The 24,499-nt window shown below is 65.1% G+C and carries 19 protein-coding genes, 1 other RNA gene and 1 pseudogene; 14 read left to right on the plus strand and 7 right to left on the minus strand.

Features of this window, described 5'->3' with window-relative positions; all coding sequences use genetic code 11:
• Positions 1–110 precede the first annotated feature (110 nt).
• The 3 genes from phoU to phoR all read left to right on the plus strand — a co-directional run bounded on the left by phoU (position 111) and on the right by phoR (position 3,069).
• A complete protein-coding gene (gene phoU, locus ACSFA3_RS00300) occupies positions 111–812 on the plus strand; it encodes a phosphate signaling complex protein PhoU (RefSeq protein WP_435503413.1) in 702 nt (233 codons plus the stop codon).
• Positions 813–949: 137 nt separating this feature from the next.
• Positions 950–1,642, plus strand: a complete 693-nt coding sequence (gene phoB, locus ACSFA3_RS00305; protein WP_435503414.1) for a phosphate regulon transcriptional regulator PhoB — start codon at positions 950–952, stop codon at positions 1,640–1,642.
• 44 nt (positions 1,643–1,686) lie between these two features.
• The gene (gene phoR / locus ACSFA3_RS00310; protein ID WP_435503415.1) at positions 1,687–3,069 is read left to right on the plus strand and encodes a phosphate regulon sensor histidine kinase PhoR; all 1,383 of its coding nucleotides are present in this window, start codon (positions 1,687–1,689) and stop codon (positions 3,067–3,069) included.
• A gap of 6 nt (positions 3,070–3,075) precedes the next feature.
• Here phoR and ACSFA3_RS00315 read toward each other — a convergent pair whose 3' ends face one another.
• The 5 genes from ACSFA3_RS00315 to trxA all read right to left on the minus strand — a co-directional run bounded on the left by ACSFA3_RS00315 (position 3,076) and on the right by trxA (position 8,565).
• A complete protein-coding gene (locus tag ACSFA3_RS00315; protein ID WP_435504913.1) occupies positions 3,076–4,464 on the minus strand; it encodes an MATE family efflux transporter in 1,389 nt (462 codons plus the stop codon).
• A 26-nt stretch (positions 4,465–4,490) separates the two neighbouring features.
• Entirely contained in the window at positions 4,491–6,290 is a 1,800-nt protein-coding gene (locus ACSFA3_RS00320) for a hypothetical protein (protein ID WP_435503416.1), read from the minus strand.
• Between the two features lie 97 nt (positions 6,291–6,387).
• Positions 6,388–6,681: a type B 50S ribosomal protein L31 gene (locus tag ACSFA3_RS00325; RefSeq protein ID WP_435503417.1), complete on the minus strand. Its 294-nt coding sequence runs from the start codon at positions 6,679–6,681 to the stop codon at positions 6,388–6,390.
• Between the two features lie 107 nt (positions 6,682–6,788).
• Positions 6,789–8,054: a transcription termination factor Rho gene (rho, locus tag ACSFA3_RS00330; protein WP_435503418.1), complete on the minus strand. Its 1,266-nt coding sequence runs from the start codon at positions 8,052–8,054 to the stop codon at positions 6,789–6,791.
• Between the two features lie 178 nt (positions 8,055–8,232).
• Positions 8,233–8,565 (minus strand): thioredoxin TrxA, encoded by a 333-nt coding sequence (gene trxA, locus ACSFA3_RS00335; RefSeq protein WP_435503419.1) that lies wholly within the window; start codon positions 8,563–8,565, stop codon positions 8,233–8,235.
• Positions 8,566–10,230: 1,665 nt separating this feature from the next.
• Here trxA and ACSFA3_RS00340 point away from each other — a divergent pair.
• The 4 genes and pseudogenes from ACSFA3_RS00340 to ACSFA3_RS00355 all read left to right on the plus strand — a co-directional run.
• Positions 10,231–11,301: pseudogene (locus tag ACSFA3_RS00340) on the plus strand (RecB family exonuclease); the annotation flags it as partial.
• Positions 11,302–11,358: 57 nt separating this feature from the next.
• Complete coding sequence (locus ACSFA3_RS00345; RefSeq protein WP_435504914.1) at positions 11,359–14,736, plus strand: UvrD-helicase domain-containing protein; 3,378 nt, start codon at positions 11,359–11,361, stop codon at positions 14,734–14,736.
• Positions 14,733–15,986, plus strand: a complete 1,254-nt coding sequence (locus tag ACSFA3_RS00350) for a TIGR03862 family flavoprotein (protein WP_435503420.1) — start codon at positions 14,733–14,735, stop codon at positions 15,984–15,986. The genes ACSFA3_RS00345 and ACSFA3_RS00350 overlap by 4 nt, the downstream gene beginning before the upstream one ends.
• Positions 15,987–16,069: 83 nt before the next feature.
• A complete protein-coding gene (locus tag ACSFA3_RS00355; protein WP_435503421.1) occupies positions 16,070–16,336 on the plus strand; it encodes a hypothetical protein in 267 nt (88 codons plus the stop codon).
• A 24-nt stretch (positions 16,337–16,360) separates the two neighbouring features.
• Here ACSFA3_RS00355 and ACSFA3_RS00360 read toward each other — a convergent pair whose 3' ends face one another.
• Together ACSFA3_RS00360 and ffs are read right to left on the minus strand one after the other, a co-directional pair.
• Positions 16,361–17,737 (minus strand): SGNH/GDSL hydrolase family protein, encoded by a 1,377-nt coding sequence (locus ACSFA3_RS00360; protein WP_435503422.1) that lies wholly within the window; start codon positions 17,735–17,737, stop codon positions 16,361–16,363.
• A gap of 460 nt (positions 17,738–18,197) precedes the next feature.
• Positions 18,198–18,294, minus strand: an RNA gene (gene ffs / locus ACSFA3_RS00365) — signal recognition particle sRNA small type.
• 108 nt (positions 18,295–18,402) lie between these two features.
• Here ffs and dnaX point away from each other — a divergent pair.
• From dnaX to ACSFA3_RS00400, 7 genes are all read left to right on the plus strand, one after another.
• Positions 18,403–20,238, plus strand: coding sequence for a DNA polymerase III subunit gamma/tau (gene dnaX / locus ACSFA3_RS00370; RefSeq protein WP_435503423.1), 1,836 nt, complete (start codon positions 18,403–18,405; stop codon positions 20,236–20,238).
• A gap of 47 nt (positions 20,239–20,285) precedes the next feature.
• On the plus strand, positions 20,286–20,618 hold the full coding sequence (locus ACSFA3_RS00375; protein ID WP_435503424.1) for a YbaB/EbfC family nucleoid-associated protein: 333 nt from the start codon (positions 20,286–20,288) through the stop codon (positions 20,616–20,618).
• A gap of 16 nt (positions 20,619–20,634) precedes the next feature.
• Complete coding sequence (recR, locus tag ACSFA3_RS00380) at positions 20,635–21,225, plus strand: recombination mediator RecR (RefSeq protein WP_435503425.1); 591 nt, start codon at positions 20,635–20,637, stop codon at positions 21,223–21,225.
• A 22-nt stretch (positions 21,226–21,247) separates the two neighbouring features.
• A complete protein-coding gene (locus ACSFA3_RS00385) occupies positions 21,248–21,640 on the plus strand; it encodes an MAPEG family protein (protein ID WP_435503426.1) in 393 nt (130 codons plus the stop codon).
• Between the two features lie 113 nt (positions 21,641–21,753).
• Positions 21,754–22,794, plus strand: coding sequence for an ABC transporter substrate-binding protein (locus ACSFA3_RS00390; RefSeq protein WP_435503427.1), 1,041 nt, complete (start codon positions 21,754–21,756; stop codon positions 22,792–22,794).
• Between the two features lie 32 nt (positions 22,795–22,826).
• Positions 22,827–23,654 carry an ABC transporter ATP-binding protein gene (locus ACSFA3_RS00395; RefSeq protein WP_435503428.1) on the plus strand — a complete coding sequence of 276 codons (828 nt, stop codon included), beginning with the start codon at positions 22,827–22,829 and terminating at the stop codon, positions 23,652–23,654.
• Positions 23,651–24,496: an ABC transporter permease gene (locus ACSFA3_RS00400; RefSeq protein ID WP_435503429.1), complete on the plus strand. Its 846-nt coding sequence runs from the start codon at positions 23,651–23,653 to the stop codon at positions 24,494–24,496. Before ACSFA3_RS00395 ends, ACSFA3_RS00400 begins: the two co-directional genes overlap by 4 nt.
• Positions 24,497–24,499: the final 3 nt, after the last annotated feature.

Raw genomic sequence — 24,499 nt, forward strand, 5'->3', positions numbered from 1 at the left:
GTCTTCGCGCACTTCGTGTCGCTTCGCCAACCCCCTCCGGGGGCAACACCAGCGGCCCGGCAAAGCCGGTTCCGCGGTGTTCACGACTGAATTCATTGATAGGTAGCACCATGACCGAAAAGCATTTGTCCAGCCAGTTCGACAGCGAACTCAACGGCGTTTCGTCGCGCGTGATGGAACTCGGCGGTATGGTCGAGTCTCAGATCGTCCAGGCGGTCTATGCGCTGGCCCAGTTCGATACCGACGCAGCCGACCGCGTGATCGAGACCGAAATTCGCGTCAACGCGATGGAAATCGAGATCGACCGCGAGCTGTCGTCGATCATCGCGCGCCGCCAGCCGACCGCACGCGACCTGCGCCTGCTGATCGCCATCAGCAAGACGACCGCCAATCTGGAACGCGTCGGCGACGAGGCCAACAAGATCGCGCGCATGGTGAAGTCGATCATCGAAAGCGGGAACGCGCGTGCTTTGCCGTCGACCGATCTGCGGATCGCCGCCGATCTGGCTTCGGGACTGCTGCGCAAGGCGCTGGACGCTTTCGCCCGGCTCGACACCGCGGCTGCGCTGACGATCCTGAAAGAGGACGACCTGATCGACAAGGAATTCGACGGTTTCGTGCGCAAACTCGTCACCTACATGATGGAAGACCCGCGCACCATCTCCGCGAGCCTCGACCTGCTGTTCCTGGCCAAGGCCATCGAACGGATCGGCGATCATGCGAAGAACATCGCGGAGTTCATCATCTACATCGTCAAGGGTGCGGATGTGCGCCACACGTCGATGGAAGAGATCGAATCCGCTCTGTTGTGACTCGACCCCAGGCTTGCGCACTTCGTGTCGCAGCGCCTACCCCTCATCAGGGGCGACACTGGCGGCCGGGCAAAGCCCGTTCCGCGGTGTCTTGAGAACTGGCCGTTAAGTCGGGCGGTGCATTTTGAAAGTAGCTTATGAAAAAACCTCGCGTCCTGATCGTTGAAGACGAATCCTCGATCGCCGAGCTGATCGCGGTGAATCTGCGGCACAACGGGTTCGATCCGATCTGGTCGGAGGACGGGGTGTCGGCGCAGCGCGAGATCGATACGCTGGTTCCGGACCTGATCCTGCTGGACTGGATGCTGCCGGGGCAGAGCGGGTTGCAGCTGGCGCGGCAGTGGCGGAAGGATCCGCGCACCAAGGCGATTCCGATCCTGATGCTGACGGCGCGCGGCGACGAGCCGGACAAGGTGGCGGGGCTCGACGCGGGCGCCGACGACTACATCACCAAGCCGTTCTCGACGCAGGAAATGCTGGCGCGCATTCGCGCAGTGTTGCGCCGTCGCGCGCCCGAAGCGGTGACCGAGCGGGTGGAAATCGGCGAACTGGCGCTCGATACCGCGACGCATCGCGTGACGTGGCAGGGTGGTCCGCTGAAGGTCGGACCGACCGAGTTCAAGTTGCTGGGCTACCTGATGCAACACGCCGAGCGCGTGCACAGCCGAGCGCAGCTGCTCGACAAGGTGTGGGGCGACCACGTGTACATCGAGGAGCGGACGGTCGACGTGCACGTGAAGCGCTTGCGCGAATCGCTCGGCGCAGCGGCGCCGATGATCGAAACCGTGCGCGGTGCCGGCTATCGCCTGACGGCGCAGGCCACCGTCTGAAGTCAGTCGAATCCTCCCCGGCCGACCTCGGCTAATCTTGCCGCATGCCTTTTCGCGTCGCTTCGTTTCTTCTCGCCTCACTCGCAGGCAGCATCCTCATGGCGAGTGTCTTCGGAGCGCATGCCGCGGGCTGGGGCGCCTGGTGCGGCGCCGCGCTCTGGATCGCACTCGACATATGGCGCGCGCAGCGGCTGATGAAGGTGCTGCGGACCGACGCAGCAGGGCTCTCTCCGCGCGGCGGCGGTATCTGGGGCGAGCTGGCCGACCGCATCCGCAAATTGCTGAGAGAGCGCGAACAGCAGACCCGGCAGGCGCAGGAGCGGCTGCAGGAGTTCCTTGCCGCCATCCAGGCATCGCCCAATGGCGTGGTGCTGCTCGACGAGCAGGGCCGCATCGAATGGTGCAACCAGACGGCGGCCGGGCAGTTCGGCATCGATGCCGAGCGAGACATGCTGCAGCACATGGCCAACCTGGTGCGGGATCCTGCCTTCGTGGCCTACCTGGCGTCCTGGAACTACAGCCGAGACGTGGTCATCGACGCCACCCACGCGCGCCACGGGCCCTCCAATCATCCGGTGCGGGTGTCGGTGCAGGTGCATCCGTACGCGGGCAACCGCCGCATGCTGCTCACGCGCGACATCACGTCGCTCGAACAGGCCGAGGCGATGCGCCGCGACTTCGTCGCCAACGTCTCGCATGAGATCCGCACACCCCTGACCGTGCTGGCCGGATTTGTCGAGACGCTGCAGACCCTGCCGCTCGACGTCGAAGAGCGTTCCCGTTACCTCGCGCTGATGGCGCAGCAGTCGCATCGCATGGAAACACTGGTGAACGATCTGCTGACGCTGTCGCGTCTCGAAGGCAGCGCTGCGCCGACGCTCGGCCACTGGACGCGCGCGCGAGGTTTGCTGGCGCAGTGCGAAGACGAAGGGCGCGGGCTGTCGGCCCGGCTGGCGCCCAAACTCGGGCACCGGTTGACGTTTACCGTCGATGCCGACCAGGAGATCGCGGGGGCGGCGACCGAATTGCTGAGCGCGATGTCGAATCTGCTGAGCAATGCGATCCGCTACACGCCGGGCGGCGGCGAGATTGCCGTGACATGGCGGACACTGCCGGACGGCCGTGCCGAGTTCGCCGTGCGGGACAGCGGTCCCGGTATCGCGGCGGAACATATACCGAGGCTGACCGAGCGCTTCTATCGCGTCGATCGCAGCCGGTCGCGCGAGACTGGCGGAACCGGGCTGGGGCTGGCGATCGTGAAGCATGTCGCGCAACGCCACGGTGCCGAATTCAGGATCGAGAGCACGGTCGGGAAGGGTTCGCGGTTCGCGCTGCTGTTCCCGGTCGCACGTTTGCGGCCTGCACGGCCGATCGCGGGCAATGCGATGTCGATTGTCAGCAGCCGGGGGCTGGGCGCTTCGGCCTGAGATCGTTCACGCGTTTCGGTGTCGTGCCGGATGCACGGCGCGCCAGAGCAGCGCAATGAAAAGAAGTGCCGTCACCGCCAAGGCCACGGCGCTCATCAGCCAGAAGGCGAGCGGCGATTGCTGGGCCGGCCACGGCCCCAGACCGCGATAGGCCAGCACGTAGCTGCCGCCGAGGCCGACGCCCCACAACAGCGTGCAATACAGCAGCAGCGGAGCGACGGTCACGCGGTAGCAGCGCAGCACGAAAACGCAGAGCGTCTGGATGGCGTCTGCGATGTGATAGCCGGCGGTAGCGAGCAGCAGCGTCGCTGCGACCGCGACGACGGCCGAGCGATCCGAATAGAGCCCGGCGAACTGCCAGCGAAACAGCACCATCGCACCCGCCCATGCGAGAGCGCATGCGAGGGTCATCTCGAAACCCTTGCGACATGCGCGCCGCGCCGCTGCCGGGTCGCCCGCACCGAGCCAGAAGCTCACGCGTGCGCTGGTCGCGATGGCTAGCGACAGCGGGAACATGTAGGCGACGGATGTGAGGCTGGACGCGATCTGGTGCGCCGCTGCCGAGGCGGTGCCGAGCCGTGCGATGAAGAGCGCCATCAGTGTGAAAGACGTCACTTCGACAAGCACTGCCAGGCCGGCCGGCACGCCCAGGCGGAGGAACCGTCCGAGCTGTTTCCAGTCTGGTGCTTCCACCTTCTTCCAGAGTCCGTAGGCAGCGTAGAACGGTTGGCGCCTCAATACCCAGACAGCGCTTCCGAGCAGCGCCCAGTTGACGACCAGGCTTGCCGAGGCGCAACCCTCCAGGCCCATTGCCGGCATGCCGGCGCCGCCGAAGGTGAGCCAGATCGATAGCGGCAGCTTGATTGCCAGCGCACCCAACTGCAGCCAGGTCACCAGCTTCGGTTTTCCGAGGCTCTGGTTGAGCGTGCTGAAAAGCCGGAACAGCAGCACGGGCGGCAGTGCGAACGCCAGCACGGCCAGGTATCGCTCGACGCTGATCCGCATCGCATCCGGAACGCCGGTCCATTGCAGCAACTGTCCGGGCAGGAGCAGCACAGCCATACCCGCCACGACGGCTGCGCCGCACAGATAAAGCGATTGCCTTACCGAGGAGCCGACCTCGGCGCTTCGTCGACCGCCATGGAGTTCGGCCCATATCGGGAGCAGCGCCTGAAGAACGCCCATCAGCGAGACGAACACCGTGACGAAGATCGCAGCGCCGACCGACAGCGCCGCGAGCGCGTCTTCTGCATAGCGGCCGGCAATGATGGTGTCGATCACGCCGAACGCCATCACGGCCAGCTGACCCACCAGCACGGTGCCGGCTTGGCCCGCGATGATGCGGCGCTCGTTTCGTATTGCGTTCGGGATGGAAGGCGCCACGGTCGCCGGCATCGGCGCTTCGTCGGGCATCGGTCGGCTCAGCTGCCGCCGCGCTGGAAAAGCAGCAGATCGTCGCTGGCGCTGCTTGGGCGACGCATCGTGCCCACCAGCGACCACTGGTCGAAACTCGCGACTTCGCGAACGCGCGAGATCGCGTCGGGTCCGACCAGCATCCAATCGCAGCCGTTTCGCAGTGCCATCGGTTGCAAATCGAATTGACCGTGATAGCGCAGCGCCGCGATGTGCGCGCGGCCGACGCCCAGCAATGTGACGCAGGGCTGCGATCCCGGCTGGCCGTCCGGATGCTTCGCTGCCTCGCCCTGCGCGATCCGTTCCGAAACGGCCCGGACCTGCGGCGCATAGCTGAGCGCGTAGTCGAGCGCCGGAAGCCACAAGGTCGTGCCCAGCAACCAGCAGAGCGCCGCGCCGCCGCCGGGCAGCACCAGCGATTTCCACAGCGCGGCCTGATGGCGGCCGGTGCGCCAGCGCACCAGCCAGCACCAGGCGAGCGTCGCCGCCAGCGCGAAGATCAGCGTGAGCCACGAGAACTGCGGGACGAATCCGGGTGTCAGGCGCGCCACGCTGGCTGCCATCTTGGGTGGAAATCCGGTCTGCATCGCGATCCAGTAACCCCAGATGACGAAGGCCGCACTGCTGAAGAAAAGCAGGGTGAACCAGTCGACCAGCGCCGCAACGCTGCGACGCAAGGTCGGCAGCGCGAATGCGGCCAGCATGGCGACGGCGGGGAGGGCGAGCAGCAGCGAACGGTCGGAAAAGTCGGTGGTCCATGTGGCCGCGACGGGCACCAGGGCGAACAGCAAGGGCAAAGCGACGTGACGCGCCATGAGCTGGCCGCGCCAGCGCCAAAGCGTCCACATCGCCAGCGGCCATGCCGGCCACGTGAACCAGAGCATCAGCTTCGCAAGGCTTCGCAGGTCGCTTGCCAGCGTCTTGTTCGGATTCATGCCCGGCAACGCGATCTGCAGATGCCACAGACCCAGGGAAATCACGAGCAGGGCGGCGAGGACGGCGATGCCGGCGATCAGAAGCGGGTCTCTTGCCGAGTACCCGCGCATGTCGCCGACGACTTCGCCGTAGTGGGTGTCGAACGGATCTTCTGCCGCCATCGCCGTCTTGCGGCCACCCAGGACGATCAGCATGGCGCTGCCGAGGCCCAACGTCAGCCCGATCGTCGGCGCACCGCTGAGCGACATGCCGAAGGTGCCGATCACCAGCGCGAAGATCGCACCGCGACGCTGATAGGGCATGGCCGCCACGCCGTACAGCATGTGCGTGGCAAAAAAGAGCTGCGCGAGTGCCGGCGTCGTTTCATGGCCGAGCTGCGCCAGTCCCAGGCAGGCGATCAGTGCGAGCAGCGCGCCGTCGGCGATGGCGCGCGCGTAGTCGGTCGGCTTCGCCTCGCCGCCGAACGCGAACGCGACAGGCTGGGCGCGCGGCGTGCGCGCCAGAAAATAAGCCGCATACCAGGACGCCATGAAGACACCCCACAGCAGCAACGCAAATGCGATTCGCACCGCCAGGTCGGGATGGAGCCATGACGGCGCCAGCTTGATCGCCAGCGCGCCGATCCAGTAAGGCAGCAGCGACGGCGTCTCCGGTCGGATGCCGAGCAGCATCGGGTCGAGCCAGCGTGCGAGGCCTTCGGTGGTGCGCGCGAGTTCGGCCATGTAGCCGAAAGCGGTGATGTCGGCACTTTTCCAGGGGCCGCGGCCAATCAGCCCCGGCATCAGGTATGCAGCGCAGAGCAGCAGCAATGCGAAGCGAGGCAAGCGGCGAACGGCGCTCTGGGCAACGATGGCGGGCGTCGGTTGGCTCAATGGATGTCGGCTGTCTTGGGAGGATCTGGCAAAGAAAAAGGGCAGCGCGGTAAACCGGGCTGCCCTTGACGCGAAGCGTTGGCTCCTGGCGTCGGCTTTACTTGGCGTCTGCTTCGGCCGTGGTCGCAGCAGGCGTCGTGCTGCCCTTGCCGAAACGATTGCGGAAACGTTCGACACGGCCGCCCATGTCATTCACCGACTTCTGGGTGCCGGTGTAGAACGGATGCGATTCGCTGGTGGTGTCGAGCTTGTACAGGGGCAGCTCGCGGCCGTCGTCCGTCTTGCCCATTTCCTTCGTGTTTGCGCACGAACGGGTCACGAACTTGAAACCGTTCGACATGTCGACGAACAGGATTTCGCGGTAATTGGGGTGGATGCCTTCTTTTGCCATGGTATTTCCTTAAGTTTCGTTGCGAGAGCCACCGACCGGACACGCCGTCCAGCCGCACTTTTCGCGAAGCCCACGATTATCGCATAACGCGCGGGCGGGAGGGGTTCTCAGCCCCCGCGACGCATCATGTCGAAGAATTCGACATTGGTCTTCGTCGCCTTCATGTTCTTGAGCATCAGCTCCATCGACTCGATCTCGTCCATGTTGTACATGAGCTGGCGAAGGATGCGTGTCTTTTGCAGGATCTCCGGCGCCAGCAGCAACTCTTCGCGACGGGTGCCGCTGCGGCTGAGCTGGATCGACGGGAACACACGCTTTTCATACAGGCGGCGGTCCAGGTGGATTTCGGAGTTGCCGGTGCCCTTGAACTCTTCGAAGATCACTTCGTCCATGCGGCTGCCGGTATCGATCAGCGCGGTGCCGATGATGGTCAGCGAACCGCCTTCCTCGACATTGCGCGCGGCGCCGAGGAAGCGCTTGGGACGCTGCAGTGCGTTAGAGTCGACGCCGCCGGTCAGCACCTTGCCCGACGAAGGCACGACGTTGTTGTAGGCGCGGGCCAGACGGGTGATCGAGTCCAGCAGGATCACGACATCCTTCTTGAGTTCGACCAGGCGCTTGGCACGCTCGATCACCATTTCGGCGACGTGCACGTGGCGGGCGGCGGGTTCGTCGAAGGTCGAAGCGATGACTTCGCCCTTGACGGTGCGCTGCATCTCGGTCACTTCTTCAGGGCGCTCGTCGATGAGCAGCACCATCATGTGGACGTCGGGATAGTTGGCGCTGATCGCGTGGGCGATGTGCTGCATCATCACCGTCTTGCCGCTCTTGGGCGGTGCCACGAGCAGCGCGCGCTGGCCTTTGCCGATGGGCGCGATGATGTCGATGATCCGGCCGGTGATGTTTTCTTCACCCTTGATGCCGTCGCGTTCGAGCTTCATCTGTTCCTTGGGGAACAGCGGCGTCAGATTCTCGAACATCACCTTGTGCTTGTTCTGCTCGGGCGGGCCGCCGTTGACGGCATCCAGCTTGGTCAGCGCGAAGTAGCGCTCGCCGTCCTTCGGCGTGCGCACTTCGCCTTCGACCATGTCGCCGGTGTGCAGATTGAAGCGGCGCACCTGGCTCGGCGAGATGTAGATGTCGTCGGTGCTGGCAGTGAAGCTGGTGTCGGGGCTGCGCAGGAAACCGAAGCCGTCGGGCAGGATTTCGAGAACGCCGTCGGCAAAGACCTGTTCGCCGGCCTTCGCGCGCTTCTTGATGATCGCGAACATCAGCTCCTGCTTGCGCATGCGGCCGGTGTTTTCGATCTCAAGGGCTTCGGCCTGCTTGAGGACTTCAGACACGTGGAGTGCCTTGAGTTCGTTTAAGTGCATGGAGCGACCCCTTGCGGGGTGTTGTCGAACGAGAAACGGGGGGAGGTTGATGAAGAGGCGAGAACTGCCTCTTGAACCGGGGAACTCAAACCGGGCAAGCCGGCGATCTGGAAAGAATTATGACAGGAAAAATCGGAAGGCCAGCGCATTGCGCGCCGGCTTTCAATTCCAAAGTCGATCAGGCGAGTTGCTGATCGATGAAGGCCGTGAGTTGCGCCTTGCTCATGGCGCCGACCTTGGTGGCGGCCAGCTGTCCGTCCTTGAACAGCATCAGCGTCGGGATGCCGCGGATGCCGAACTTGGCCGGAATGTCGCGGTTTTCGTCGACGTTCATCTTGGCGACCTGCAGCTTGCCTTCATACGTGGCGGAGACTTCGTCAAGGATCGGCGCGATCATCTTGCAAGGACCGCACCACTCTGCCCAGTAGTCCACCAGCACCGGCTTGCCGGACTTGAGCACGTCGGCTTCGAAGGAGGAATCGGAAATGTGTTTGATGAGTTCGCTGGCCATGAGGGTGTCCTTGGAGCGCTTTGATACGCCGTTGATCACTGTGGGAAGCCGTGTTTGGGGGTGCGGCTAAAGTACTTGTCATTGTGACAGAAAGGCCTCGGCGCCGTTGACCGCGCCCGCCTATGAGCCCGATAGCCGAACCTCTCGAAGTTTGCGCGCCTCGAACATTCCCCAACGATTCCACGGCCCCCGATGAACCTCCCTCCCGCCGATCATCCCGCGCACCGTCTGTGGTGCGATCCGGACAACGGCATCGTCGCGCGCATCGTGCAGACGCTCGACGCACGCGGCGTCAATGCGGCGCGCGTCGTCGTGCTGGTGCCGTTCGCACAACTCATGGGCGTGGCGCGCGCGATGTGGACGCACTGCGGCCGCGCCGGTTTTGCGCCGCGCTTCGAAACGACCCGCAACTGGGCGCGCAGTTCGGGTGGGTTCGCGCCGGCGGCGCACGACATCGCCTTCGACATGGCCCGCGATCTCGTCACCGCGCAAGGCCTGCTTGCGCAGTCCGGCTTCTCGGTCGAGCGTCAGGCGCTGGCCGGCCGGCTGGTCGAGCTCGCCTATCAGATTGCGCCCATGGCTGCCGCGCAGATGCCGGACGCGCGCAGCGAATGGGCGTTGCCCATCTACGCCGCGCTGCGCGTCGACGGCGATGTCGAATGGTTCCGTACCGAGGGCGCTCTGAATGCGATTGCGCTCGCATGGGCGGCCAACTCGGCCTACGCGACCGACGTGCTCATGGGCGCTGCCGTCGGCGCACAGGCCGATCTGCTGATCGTGCTGGACGGCCTGCAGCCCGATCCGCTGACGCTGAAGCTTTGCGAACTATGGGAGATGCGCGACGCGGTGGCTCATCTGCCGCTGGTCGTCGGCGATTCGACGTCCGCACAACCTGTCGCGACACTGCATTCCGCGACCGATCCCGAAGACGAAGCCGAACTGGCCGCCGCCTGCGTGCTTCGCCAGATCGCCGAAGGTCATGCGCCCGTTGCACTCGTCGCGACCGATCGCGCGCTCACCCGTCGCATCAGCGCCCAACTCGCCGCGCAGGGTGTGGTCACGCACGACGAAACCGGCTGGAAGCTGTCTACCACGCGCGCCGCGGCCACGTTGATGGGCGCCTTGCGCGCTTGCGGCCACGAGGCCACCAGCGACCAGGTGCTCGACTGGCTCAAGGGACTGGTCGAAACCGATTCGCATGCGGTCGACGTGCTCGAAGCTCGACTGCGCCGCGAAGGCTTGCGCGAGTGGCGACGCTGGAGTCGTTTCATCGGCCGCAGCGACCGGCCCGAAGATGCCGCAACGATCGCGTTCACCGCCACCATCGAAGCGCAGCGCGCCGGGCTCGCCAGGTCGCGAACGCTCGACGGATGGCTGCGCGACCTCCGCCATCTGCTCGAAACGACCGGCGCCTGGAAAGCGCTTGCGGCCGACCGTGCCGGCATGCGCGTCGTCACCGCGCTTTGGCTGGATGCGGATGTCGACCACGAAGCATCGGACGGTGCCGTTTTCGGCGGCGGAAAGATCACGCTCGGCGATTTCATCGCCTGGGTCCGCGACGTGCTCGAAGCCGGCAGCTTCGTCGTCGCCGACAACGCTGTCGCGCCGCGCGTCGTCGTGCTGCCGATCCAGCAACTGCTCGGCCGCGCATTCGGCGCCGTGGTGATGCCCGGCTGCGACGAAAAACGTCTTCCCGCCTCGCCGGAACCGCCCGGCAGCTGGACCCGCGCGCAACGCGAGGCGCTCGGTCTTCCGCAGCGCGAAGCGCTTGAACTGGCGCAACGCAATGCCTGGGCGCTGGCGCTGGGTCAGCCGAATTGCGAACTGTCGTGGCGCGAAGCCGATGCCAGCGGCGAACCGGTGCGCGCGAGCCCGCTGCTGCAGGCGCTGCGCCTCGATGGCGGCGTCGTGCCGGGCATCGAACCTCGTCGCATCGAGGACATTGCCCTTGCGCCGACCGCTCGCCCGCTGCCGAGCGGCGCAGCATTGCCGTTGAAGAACATCTCCACCAGCGTCTACGAAGACCTGCGCCGCTGTCCGTACCGCTTCTTCGCGCTGCGCCAGCTTGGCCTGCGCAATGCCGACGAGATCGAATCCGAGATCGACAAGCGCGACTTCGGGAACTGGCTGCACGCGGTACTCGGTTACTTCCACGACGCGCTGAAGGACGGTCCGGCAAACGAAGCCGATGTGCGTCTGGCCTACATGGAGGCTGCAGCCGAGCGCGCCACCCGCGAATACGCGCTTGGCGAGGCCGAATTCCTGCCCTTCGCCGCAGCCTGGCCGGCGGTACGCGACGGCTATCTCGACTGGCTGCGCAGCCATGAGGCCACGGGTGCCGAATTCGTCGAATCCGAGCCCTGGAAAGAGCAGCCGCTCGGCACGCTGCAACTCGTCGGCCGGCTCGACCGCATCGACCGGACGCCGGATGGTCGTGCCTTCGTCATCGACTACAAGACCGAATCGACAGCCACCACGCAGGAGCGGATCAAGGATCCGACCGAAGACACGCAGCTGGCGTTCTACGCCGCGCTGGTCGCCGACGACACGCTGCGTGCGGCCTATGTGAACGTCGGCGAAAAATCGTCGGGCACCAGGACCATCGAGCAGGTCGAAGTCGTTGCAGCACGCGACGTGCTGGTCGCCGGCCTGATGGACGATTTCGCACGGATCGCCGAAGGCGCGCCGTTGCCCGCGCTGGGCGAAGGCATGGTGTGCGAGCACTGCGCTGCGCGCGGTCTGTGCCGCAAGGATTTCTGGGGTGCGCAGGATAACGATCCGACGGCTCCGGCGATGAAGCCGATCGTTTTCGCGCATGCCCCGGCAGAAGCCACACGGGATCTCGCACCGCTGCGCGTCGCCGAAGCACCCGCCTACGAGCACAACGGCGCGCCCGTGACGCGCCCCGCGTTCTATCGCGTCGCCTGCGACCCGCGCCGCAGCGTCGCCGTCGAGGCCTGCGCCGGCGCGGGCAAGACATGGATGCTGGTGTCGCGCATCGTGCGCGCGCTCCTCGACGAAGGCGACAACGCCTGCGAGCCGCATGAGATCCTGGCCATCACCTTCACCAAGAAGGCCGCCGGCGAGATGGGTGAGCGGCTCGACCAGTGGCTGGCCGACTTTGCCGGTCGCGCGCCGGAGACGCTGATCGAAGAACTGACGGTTCGCGGGCTTGACCCGGTCGCTGCGGCTGCCGCTGCGCCACGTCTGCAGGGGCTGTATCGAAAGCTGCTCGAAGGCGGTCGGCCGGTGCAATTCCGCACGTTCCACGCATGGTTCGCCGGACTGCTTCGCAACGCGCCGATCGCGGCGTTGCGCTCGCTCGGGCTGCCCGCGACCTACGAATTGCTGGAAGACGATTCCGAGGCGCGACTTCATGCCTGGCGCCCATTCTTCGAGGCCGTGTCCGCCGACGCCGATGCGCTGGACGATTATCAGGCGCTCGTCGCCACCTACGGACGTTCGCAGACGGCCAAGGCGCTCGGCGAAGCGCTGACGCGCCGCGTCGAGTTCACGTTGAGCGATGCCGCTTCGCACGTGCAGCCGTTCGGCGCGATGTACGCGGCGCTCGACGGCTTGCGCTCGCCGGTCGATGCGCTGGGCGCCGAGTCGGTCCGTACGCAATGGCTGGCGCGTGCATCGGCGCTGGGCCGCGAGAACAACAAGACGCCGCAGAAAGCGGCCGAAGCGGTGATCGACGTGTTCGGCGCCGGCGTGCCGTCGATGGACGAGCGTCCGGCTGCGCTGGCACGGCTGCGCAAGGCATTCTTCGTCGCGACCGATGACCGGCTCACCCAGCATCTGAAGAAATACGAAGCGGCGCAGGAAGCCGAAGTCGAGCTGCAGTTGCTCTGCGCCGCGCAGGCCCAGCATGCCGCCTGGCTCTACCAGCAGCGCATGACACGGCTGACGCGGCTGCTTGTCGACGCCTTCGCGCAGGTCAAGCGGGCGCACGGCTGGATCGACATGAACGACATCGAGCAGGCAGCGCAGTTGCTGCTGAGCCAGTCCGCGCTGTCTGGCTGGGTGCAGGAACGGCTCGATGCGCGCGTGGCGCATCTGCTGATCGACGAATTCCAGGACACGAATCCGCTGCAGTGGCAGGCGCTGCACGGCTGGTTGAGCGGCTACGTCGGCGCGGGAGCGAAGGCGCCGAGCGTGTTCATCGTCGGCGATCCGAAGCAGAGCATCTACCGTTTCCGCCGCGCCGAGCCGCAGGTTTTCATTGCCGCGCGGCGCTTCATCCGCGAAGGGCTCGGCGGCGAATTCCTCACCTGCGACCACACGCACCGCAATGCGCGCAACGTCGTCGGGCTGGTGAACGAAGCAATGGGCGCGGCGCAGGCGCTGAATCGCTTCGAAGGGTTCCGCGATCACAGCACCGAGCGCACGGACGACGGCGCCGTGCAGAAGCTGCCGCAGATCCCGCGCGACGCGGTCGAGCGGCTGGCTGCGGGGCAGGGCGCGCTTTCCGAAGACGGCGAACTGCGCTGGCGCGACAGCCTGACAACGCCCCGCATACTTCCTGAAACCCGCCTGCTGCAGCTCGAATGCGAACAGGCCGCGCGATGGGTGGCCGAGCGCATCGCCGACGGCACGCCGCCGCGGCAGATCATGGTGCTGGCGCGTCGCCGCAGCCGGCTTTCCGCGCTGCAGGACGCCTTGCGCGACCGCCGCATCGCCACGCAGCAGCCCGAGAAGAACGACCTGTACGACGCGCCGGAGGTGCAGGACATGGTCGCGCTGGTCGATGCGCTGGTGTCGCCGGGACACGATCTTTCGCTGGCGCGCGCGCTCAAGTCGCCGCTGTTCGGCATCGACGATGACGCGCTGGTTCGTCTCGCGCTCATGAAGCGCGAACGGCCGGCGATGAACTGGTTCACGTTGATGCAAGGCGACGATGACGCCAACACCGACACCGACACCGGAACAGAAGCCCAGGCTGCACTGGAAGCCGTCGGCAAAAAGCTGTTGCGCTGGAAAGGCTGGCTGGCTGCACTGCCGCCGCACGACGCGCTCGACGCGATCTACCACGACGGCGACGTGATGGCCCGTTTCGGCGCCGCCGCACCGCCTGCGCTGCGCGAAACCGTGCTGGCGAACCTGCGCGGCTTGCTCAGCGCATCGCTCGAAATCGATGGCGCGCGTTTCACGACGCCGTACGCCTTCGTCCGGTCGCTGCGCGCTGGCGGCGTGCGTGCGCCGACTGTGGCCGCGCCGGACGCGGTTCGTCTGCTCACCGTCCACGGCGCCAAGGGGCTGGAAGCCGACAACGTCCTCTTGCTGGACAGCGATGCCGCGGCGCCGCGCTCGCAGACGATGGGCGTGCTGGTCGAATGGAAGGGCGACGAAGAGCGGCCGCGGCGCTTCGTCTTCATGGCGAGCGAGAAGTCGCCACCCGGTTGCGCTGCTCCTCTGCTTGTCGAAGAGCAGGCCGCGCGTCTGCGGGAAGAACTCAATGGCCTGTATGTCGCGACGACACGTGCCCGCGAGCGGCTGGTGCTGTCGGCGGTGCAACCCGCGCGAGCCAACGAGGGAAGCTGGTGGACGCAGCTCGAAGCGCATTGCGAGCCGGTGCTGGCCGAGGAACCGCTGGTCGATCTGTCCGGGCAGGCGAATACGCTTTTGGCCGGCCATTTCGGACTCATGCGCGCACCTGTCGTCGTTCCTGACGCGGACGTGGAGAGGCCGCCTGCCATAGCCGACTTCGAGCCGGCAGTCGACGCCGCTTCGTCGGCTTTCGGCCAGGCCATGCACCGGCTGCTCGAATGGGCCGTTCCCGGTATCGCATTGAGCGCATCGCAGGTTCGTGCGGCGGCACGCGAATTCGCGATCGACGTGTCGACCGCCAGGCGTGCCGCGAAATCGGCCGAGCGCATTCGCGTCGGCAAGGGCGCCTGGGCCTGGGATGCCGATGCGCTCGACTGGCAGGGCAACGAAGTCGCGCTCGTCCACGAAGGGCAGATCCTGCGCATCGACCGCCTGGTTCGTCGGCGCGAAACCGGCGCCTGGTGGGTGCTCGACTACAAATCCGCGGCGCGCCCCGAGCGCGACGCCTCATTGATCGCACAGTTGCAGCGTTATCGCGCAGCCGTGCAAACCGCCTGTCCCGGGGAGGTCGTGCATCTCGCATTCCTCACGGGACAGGGCGAACTGGTAACCATCGAATGAATGTTTCTTCCCCCGGCGACGCTGTCGCCGTGATCGGCGGCGGTCCCGCAGGCCTGATGGCCGCCGAAGTCTTGAGCGCTGCCGGCGTGCAGGTCCACGTCTACGACGCCATGCCTTCGGTCGGACGCAAGTTCCTGCTGGCCGGACGCGGCGGCCTGAACCTCACGCATTCTGAACCTTTCGACATCTTCGCCAGCCGTTTCGGCGACCGGAGAGCCGCCATCGAGCCGATGTTGCAGGCTTTCGGACCCGAGCAGATGCGCGAATGGGCGCGCGGATTGGGCATCGAAACGTTCGTCGGTACTTCGGGCCGCATCTTTCCCACCGACATGAAGGCGGCGCCGTTGCTGCGCGCCTGGCTGCAGCGGCTGCGTGCGGCCGGCGTCCGATTCCACATGCGTCATCGCTGGCTCGGCTGGCCGACTGCCGAAACCGGGCCGACGGCGCTGCATTTCGAGACACCTTCCGGCCCGGTGCAGCAACAGGTGCGCGCCGTGGTTCTGGCGCTCGGCGGCGCCAGCTGGCCGCGATTGGGATCGGATGGCGCCTGGGTGCCTTGGCTGCAGGCGCGCGGCGTCGTCGTCGATCCGCTGCTGCCGGCCAATTGCGGCTTCGACCTCGACTGGAGCGCGCATTTCGTCGAGCGCTTCGCCGGACATCCGTTCAAGTCGGTGGCGGTTTCGTTCACCGATTCGCAGGGCAGGGCTTTCGCGCGCAAGGGCGAGTTTGTGGCAACGGCGACCGGTGTCGAGGGCAGCCTGATCTACGCCGTTTCCGGCCTGTTGCGTGACGAGATCACGGCAAAGGGCGAGGCGACGTTCACGCTCGATCTGCTGCCTGATCGCTCGTCCGAACAGGTGCTGGCCGCTGTGCTGCATCCGCGCGGATCGCGCTCGCTCAGCAGTCACCTGAAGAGCCGATTGGGCCTGGAGGGTGTGAAGGCCGGGGTGCTGTACGAGGCGCTGTCGCGCGACGCGATGAACGATCCGGCACAGCTCGCCGCAGCGATCAAGTCCGTCCCGATCCGCCTCAAAGCCGCACGCCCCATCGCCGAAGCCATCAGCAGCGCAGGCGGCGTGCGTTTCGATGCCCTCGACGAGCGGCAGATGGTCAAGGCCATGCCGGGTGTGTACGTGGCTGGCGAAATGCTCGACTGGGAAGCGCCTACCGGCGGCTATCTGATGACCGCCAGCATGGCCAGCGGTGCGACTGCGGCCAAAAGACTACTTTTCGTGTCTGAAACGAACTGATTCCGCGTCAAAGGTAGTGCTTGCGGCTGACGTGATTTTTTGCTCGAATTTCATCAAAATGAAAGATTGAGAAAGAGTCCCGGATGTACCCGCACGTCGATATCTGGAAGATCGCCGACTGTTATTTTAACTACAGCGTCAGCATCGGTCGCTCGCACGAGCGCCATGTTCTGGAGGGGATGCGTTCGATCGCCGAATGCCTGCACGACGCCGCGACGGCTTTGAGCGAGCATTTCGCAGTGGCGGCGATCAGCTACGAGGGTTTCGCTCTCGGCGCGTACCACGTCTCTGCGATGGAACACAGGACAGTGGCGCTGACCGAGACGCTGCTGGCGAAGCTGGAAGCCTGATTCGCGCATCGCAGCGAGGAATTTTTACATCGAGGCCAGTGCGGCCCGCAGTTCGAACGTGAGTACTTCGGCCAGACCTGTGATTCCCACGGGTGTCGACGGGTGGACGCCGTCGGCGTTCAGCCATGTGTCGCCGTTGCCGATGCCGGTTGGCGCGCCCGCGTTGCCGTTTCCGGTCTGCCATGGACCACGCACGGCGCCGCGAACGGTTCCCTTGCTGGTCTTCCAGCTGCCGCGGAGGTTGTCCAGCACGACCCACGGTCCGGGAAGGGTTTCGACGATGGCCGAAATCGCGTTCATGCGTGCTATGTAAGTGCCGTTCACGTTGGTCGCGTCGAACTCCTTGGGACCCCACGGGCCCAGCACTACCAGCACGCCGTCCGGATTTGCCGTGCGGGCGCCCTGGAGCACCGTCTTCATGGATTCCGTCGTCGTCGGTCCGGTACCGGGCCACGGGTCGTTGATGCCCAGCTCCACCATCATGATTGTCGGCTTGGCTTCGGTGAAACGAGCCATTCGCGGCGCGGAAGATGCCCGCGTGAGCGGATCTGCGTCGGTGTCTGCACGGTAGCCGGAACCTCCGATGTGCGTCGCGGTGGTGGCGCTGGCGCCAAGCAACCTGGCCTGCATTTCGATGAAGCTCAGGCCGGTTTCTTCGATGGCCTGATGACCGAGAAAGCTGTCGCCCGTGAACGACATCGTCACCGGCTGGCTCGCGGTGAAGTCGTAGGGCGCGATGGTGGCCCCGGTTTCGATCACGACTTCGGAAATCCATGCGCCCGAGTCGCCGACGAAAACGAGATTTCGATCGGCGTTGGTGCCCAGATCCCAGACCGCGTATTGATTGTTTTCCTTGTAGTCCACGCCGGGAACAATAATCTTCCCGTCCACGACGAGCGACATGTAGCAGAACGATTGCGACGGCATGGCAACGTACCGGGAGTTGGTCCGGATGCCGATGTAGGCCGGCGAGTTACCGTAGTCCGCTCCAGTGGTCCAGTAATCGGCTTTGCTGCCGTCGTTGAAGTTGTTGCTGATTCCGGCGGGTCGCTTCGCCCACTTCGCGAAGTTGTAGATGAAGGCCACCGTATCGAGGCGCGGATTGTCGGCGGTCGTACCGCTGCCGTTGTTCCGGCCGTCTCCCGAGAGCCAATAGCGCTGATAAGGCCACGACGGGATGAAGCCCGACGCGAGAAGCGTCGGAGCGGGACCCGCGCGCGTCGGTATCGCTGCGACGGACGTCGGCGCCGATCCGGCAGCGGTCTTGGCGAGAGCCAGAAGCGGCGACGAGGTTGCGACGGCGACAGGCGTCTGCGCGGCAGGCTGAACCGCGTCGCCGCCGCTCGTCGCGGTCGTTGTCGTCGTGGTTGTGGCAGTCGTCGCAGTTGTCGCAGTCGTCACCGCAGTCGTGCCGGTTGGCGCGGTTTGTGCTGACGCAGGTGAAGTGGTCACCACGGTCGTGCTGCTCGCGGCAGGCGTTCCGCTGGAATCGCTTCCTCCACCACCGCAGGCAGCCACGAGCGCAGCGCAAGCGAGACAAGCAAGTGAAGCTCTCAGTCGATTTGGCAAAGCGCTCATAGGAAGAATGTGTGTAAAAAGTACACATTTTAGAAACCTATGTAGGTCTTTAGTTCACTTTTCCTGTGGCAAGAATGTAAACTTTGACGCATTTGTAACTGCGCGGCCGCAGTGGGACGTGGCGTGCGATGTCGTCGAATTGGAAGCCGTCATCCGATGGTTGCCTGCCGGAGCGGCCGGCCTGGATGCGAGGGATGGATATCGAAGGACTGTCTGCGGAGCAGAAGACTTTGATTCGAGATGCCTGTTCACTCCATGCATGGAGTGACAAACATCGGTGAAGGTTGACGAGCCTTACCCCCGGCACTGACTACGCAGTTAGGGCTGCTTGGTTCCCCACCTGACCCGGTTGGCCGCTTCACCATGCGGGGAGGCCCGTCAGCCCCAATTCTAAACCAGTCGCACAAGTCCCCGGATCGAGGTCCGACATCGCCGCTGCGTGTCGGTACTCCCGAGGCGGACTCCGGCGCGCACGTAAAATCGAATCAATGTCCTATCTCGTGCTTGCCCGCAAATACCGGCCCCGAAATTTCGAAGAAATGGTCGGTCAGGAGCATGTTGTCCAGGCGCTGTCGAATGCGCTGACCACCCAGCGCCTGCATCACGCCTACCTGTTCACCGGCACGCGCGGCGTCGGTAAGACGACGGTGTCGCGCATTCTTGCCAAATCGCTCAATTGCCAGGGCGCCGACGGGCAGGGCGGCATCACCGCTTCGCCTTGCGGCGTCTGCCAGGCTTGCGTCGACATCGATTCGGGCCGCTTCGTCGACTACACCGAGCTCGATGCGGCCTCCAATCGCGGCGTCGACGAGGTGCAGTCGCTGCTCGAACAGGCGGTCTACAAACCGGTGCAGGGGCGCTTCAAGGTCTTCATGATCGACGAAGTGCACATGCTGACCAACACCGCGTTCAACGCGATGCTGAAGACGCTGGAAGAGCCGCCGGAATACCTCAAGTTCGTGCTCGCGACGACCGATCCGCAGAAGGTGCCGGTCACCGTGCTGTCGCGCTGCCTGCAGTTCAACCTGCGGCCGATGGCGCCCGAAACGGTACTGGAGCACCTGACGCAGGTGCTGGCGGCCGAGCATGTCGAGGCGGAAGCGCAGGCGCTGCGGCTGATCTCCCGCGCCGCCCGCGGGTCGATGCGCGATGCGTTGTCGCTGACCGATCAGGCGATTGCTTTCGGCAACGGAACGCTGCTCGAAGGCGGCGTACGCCAGATGCTCGGCAGCGCCGATCGCAGTCAGGTGTTCGCGCTGATCGATGCACTGGCGCGCGGCGACGGCAAGACGGTCGTCGAAACTTCGGAGTTGCTGCGCCGCGACGGCATCGGCGCGGCGTCGACGCTGGAAGAAATGACGTCGGTTCTGCAGACGATGGCAGTGCTTCAGGCCGTGCCGTCGCGTGTCGGAGCCAGCGGCAACAACGGCGATATCGACCCGGACGCCGCCGAAACCGAGCGTCTCGCCATGACGATGCCGCCGGATGAAACGCAATTGCTCTACAGCCTGTGTCTGCACGGGCGCGGTGAACTGGGTCTGGCACCCGACGAATACGCGGCACTGACGATGGTGCTGTTGCGGTTGCTGGCTTTCAAGCCGTCCAGCACGAATGCGGCACCGACCGACACACGCCAGCCCGGCTCCGCGGAAAAAAAAACTCTGAATGAAGCGCCGGCAGCAGCACTGGCAGCGATCGGCGTTCGGTCCGCTCCGGTGATTGCGCCACCCGCGCAACGGCTCGTCGTGCGCGAAACCGCTGCTCCGGCTCCTGCTACTTCTCCCGCGCCCGCGCCCGTCGCGCTGGCCGCATCACCGGCACCCGAAGCTTCAGCCGGACAGATGCTCGCGATGCCCGTTCGCGTGCAGCCGCCAGCCGGTGCACGCGCATTGAGTGCCGTCAACGTGGTGGCGAATCCGGAGATGCCGCCCAGCGAACACGGCGACTTCTGGCATGCCACGGTCACGCAACTGATCGTCGCTGAAACCATCACCGCGCTGTGCCGCGAGCTCGCGCTGCAATCGCAGCTCGTCACGCGCGAACTCGACCAGTGGCTGCTGCGCGTGGAGCGCGAGACGCTCAACCAGCCGGCAAGCCGCGACAAGTTGCAGGCTGCGCTGGCCGTGCTCGGCCATGAGGTCAGAATAACGATCGAGGTCGGCGAGCCCGGCGGTGTTTCGGACAGCCCGGCGCGCCGCAACAAGCTGGCAGCCGACGCCCGTCAACGTGCCGCCGAGGAAGCCATTCATGCCGACCCGGACGTGCAGTCGATGATGCGCGACTGGGATGCGAAGATCGTCCCGGGCACGCTGCGGCCGACCTGATCTACACCCAACCCTTTCAACTAATTTTTTTTAATCCAGGATCACCCATGTTCAACAAAGGACAACTCGCCGGCCTCATGAAGCAGGCGCAGGCCATGCAGGACAACCTCAAGAAGGCGCAGGACGAGCTGGCCACGATCGAGGTCGAAGGCGAGTCGGGCGCCGGTCTGGTGAAGGTCGTCATGACCTGCAAGCACGACGTGAAGCGCATCACCATCGATCCGAGCCTGCTGGCCGACGACAAGGACATGCTCGAAGACCTGGTCGCCGCTGCCTTCAACGCGGCCGTGCGCAAGGCCGAGGAAACCAGCGAGCAGAAGCTGGGCAAGCTCACCGCCGGAATGCCGGGTCTGCCTGCCGGCATGAAGCTTCCTTTCTGATCCTGCGAAGGATCGAATGGCTGATTCAAGCTCGCTCGATGCGCTGATCCAGGCGCTCCGGCGTCTGCCCGGCGTCGGCGTGAAGTCGGCTTCGCGCATGGCATTCCATCTGCTGCAGCACGATCGCGACGGCACGCAGGTGCTGGCGCGCGCGTTGCAGCAGGCGGCTTCGACCGTGCGGCATTGCGAGCGCTGCAATACCTTCACCGAAGCGCCGATCTGCAACGTCTGCCTCGACGATCGCCGCGACGCGACCAAGCTTTGCGTCATCGAGACGCCGGCCGATCAAGCGGCACTCGAACGCACCGGCGCATTCCGTGGCTATTACTTCGTGCTGATGGGGCGCCTGAGTCCGCTGGACGGCATCGGTCCGCTCGACATCGGCTTGCAGAAGCTGTTCGACCGCGCGCTGGACGGCAAGGTGACCGAGGTGATCCTCGCGACCAACTTCACGGCCGAAGGCGAGGCGACGGCGCACGTCATCGGCGAAACGTTGAAGCAGCGCGGGTTGACGGTCACGCGGCTGGCGCGCGGCGTGCCGGCCGGCAGCGAGCTCGAGTATGTCGATCTCGGCACCATCGCGCATGCGCTGGTGGACCGCCGCTGAATAAAAAACGAGGATCGAAGACATGCACATTCCCGCGTTGAGCATTGCCTACTGGTGCGTGCTCGTTGCCGCGATGCTCCCGTACATCTGCGCGTACATCGCCAAGGCCGGCGCGTTCGGCGGACACGACAACCAGAAGCCGCGCGACTGGGCTGCGCAACAGACTGGCTGGCGCGCTCGTGCCATCGCGGCGCAAACCAACTCTTTCGAAGGGCTGCCGTTCTTCATCGGCGCCGTGATCGTTGCCCATCAGCTCGGCGCCAGCCAGGGTCGCATCGATCTGCTGGCGACGGCTTACGTCGTGTTCCGGATTGCATTCATCGCGCTCTACATCGGCGGCATGGGGACGGCGAGAAGCGCGGTCTTCGCGCTCGGACTCTTCACGAACATCGCCATCCTTTTCGCGGGTCGATAGATACTTTCTTCGTCCCGTGGAAACCCGCACGGGATGTTCCCGATGCTTCGGATTTTGGGCTCGCCTAAGCTCGTCTTGTCACCAGAACAAGATCGATTACGGGGAGCCCGCGAATGCTTAAACGCCGCACTTTCACTTCTGTCGCCGCTGCGATGGGCATCGTCGCCATCGCAGCGAATCATGTCGGGGCACAACAGGCAAAGCTCGAAAAATCACGTATCTCGATCGCCGTCGGCGGCAAGGCAGCGTTCTATTACCTGCCGCTCACCATTGCCGAGCAACTGGGCTACTTCAAGGCCGAGGGGCTCGAGGTCGAGATATCGGATTTCGCGGGCGGTGCGCGTGCGTTGCAGGCGGTGGTCGGAGGCTCGGCCGACGTGTGCTCGGGCGCCTACGAACACACACTCAATCTTCAGGCCAAGAACCAGATCTTCCAGGCCTTCGTGATGCAGGGCAGGGCGCCGCAGATCGCGTTCGGCGTTTCGACCAAGACGATGCCGGGCTATTCGGGCGTTGTGGACCTGCGGGGCAAGAAGATCGGCGTTTCGGCGCCGGGCTCGTCGACGAACATGGTCGCCAACCTGATCCTGTCGCGTGCAGGCCTGAAGGCCGGCGACGTGAGCTTCGTCGGCGTCGGCGTATCGGCCGGCGCGCTCACCGCATTGCGCTCGGGTCAGATCGACGCGATCAGCAACGTCGATCCGGTGATGACGATGCTGGAGCAGAAAGGCGACGTGAAGATCATCAGCGACACGCGCACGCTCAAGGGCACGCAGGAGCTTTTTGGCGGGCCGATGCCTTCGGGCTGCCTGTACGCATCGGCCGACTTCGTGCAGAAGAATCCGAATACCTGCCAGGCACTTGCTAACGCCATCGTCCACGCGCTGAAGTGGCTGCAGACGGCAGGGCCGGGCGACATCATCAAGACGGTGCCGGAAAACTACCTGCTCGGCGACCGCGCGCTGTATCTGGCGTCGTTCGACAAGGTGCGCGAGGCGCTGTCGACCGACGGCATGTTGCCGGCCGACGGACCGAAGACGGCGCTGAATGCCATCGCCAGCTTCGACACCAGCGTCAAGGCCGACCGGATCGACCTCGCCAAGACTTTCACGAACGAGTTCGCGCGGCGCGCAAAGGACAGATTCAAGGCCTGACCGTTGACCGTGCCCGCTGACCACGCTCGCTCATGACAGTTGCATCGAATCCTTACGCTCTCGAACTGCTCGACATCCGCTGCACCTTCGGCGCCAACGACGGCCGGAGTGCCGGGTACACGGCGGTCGCAGACACCACCTTGCGCATCCGCGAGGGCGAATTCGTTTCCGTCGTCGGTCCGACCGGCTGTGGCAAGTCGACACTGCTGAATGTCGGCGCCGGTCTTCTCGTGCCTTCGTCGGGCGCGGTGAAGGTGTTCGGACAGCCGCTTGAAGGCATCAACCGCCGCGCCGGCTACATGTTCCAGACCGAGGCGCTGATGCCGTGGCGCAGTGCCATCGACAACGTGATGCTCGGGTTGCAGTACCGCGGTGTCGCCGATGCCGATGCGCGCAACCAGGCCGAAGCCTGGCTCGCACGCGTGGGGCTTTCCGGTTTCGGTGACCGCTATCCGCACCAGATGTCGGGCGGCATGCGCAAGCGCGCCGCGCTGGCCCAGACGCTGGCTGTCGACCCGGACATCATCCTGATGGACGAACCCTTCAGCGCACTTGACATCCAGACCCGTCAACTGATGGAAAACGAAGTGCTGGACCTGTGGGCCGCGAAGAAGAAGGCGGTGCTTTTCATCACGCACGATCTCGACGAGGCCATCGCGATGAGCGACCGCGTGATAGTGCTCTCCGCCGGACCGGCGACGCATCCGATCGGCGAGTTCGTCATCGACCTCGACCGACCGCGCGACGTGGCCGAAGTGCGCACGCATACGCGCTTCGTCGAACTTCATACGCAGATCTGGAACGTGTTGCGCGACGAGGTGCTCAAGGGCTATGCCCAGCAGTTGAAGAAAGTCGCATGAGCATCCTGAGCGCGTTCAAGCCGAGCCAGCGGAATGCAAGGGCCTGGCAGGTCGGCTTGCTCGCGGTTCTGCTGCTGTCGTGGCATCTGGCTTCGCGCAATCAGCAGTTCGCCTTCTTTGTCGGCGAACCGATCCAGGTCGCTGGCCGGATCTGGAGCTGGTTCCTGCCGTTCGCGGTGACGAAGAATGTGCTGTTTCCCGACGGCTTGCCGGGCAATGCCGACATCTACCGGCATCTGGGCACGACATTGCTGGAGACCGTGCTGGCCTTCGGTATCGGCACCGCGCTGGGGCTTGCATGCGGGCTCTGGCTCGCATTGGCACCGACAGCCAGCCTGATACTCGATCCGTACATCAAGGCCGCCAACTCGATGCCGCGCGTGATCCTGGCGCCGATCTTCGCGCTGTGGTTCGGCCTGGGAATCTGGAGCAAGGTGGCGCTGGCGGTGACGCTGGTGTTCTTCATCGTTTTCTTCAACGTCTACCAGGGCGTGCGGGAAGTCAGCCCCGTGGTGCTGGCGAATGCGCGCATGCTCGGCGCGAACCAGCGCCAGCTTTTGCGGACGGTGTATCTGCCGAGCGCGACCAGCTGGGTGTTCTCGAGCCTGCATACCGCCGTCGGGCTGGCTTTCGTCGGCGCGGTGGTCGGCGAGTATCTTGGCTCGGCACGCGGCGTCGGTTACCTGATCCTGCAGGCGGAGGGTACGTTCGACGTCAACACCGTCTTTGCAGGAATCGTGGTGTTGACCGCGTTCGCGCTGCTGCTCGACGCGATCGTCGGTCTGGTCGAGAAGCGGCTGATGAAGTGGCAACCGCAGAGCAGCCAGACCGGGAAGCTCTAGTCG

Origin of the sequence: Variovorax glucosi (genome assembly GCF_051216695.1) — a bacterium.
GTDB lineage: Bacteria > Pseudomonadota > Gammaproteobacteria > Burkholderiales > Burkholderiaceae_C > Variovorax.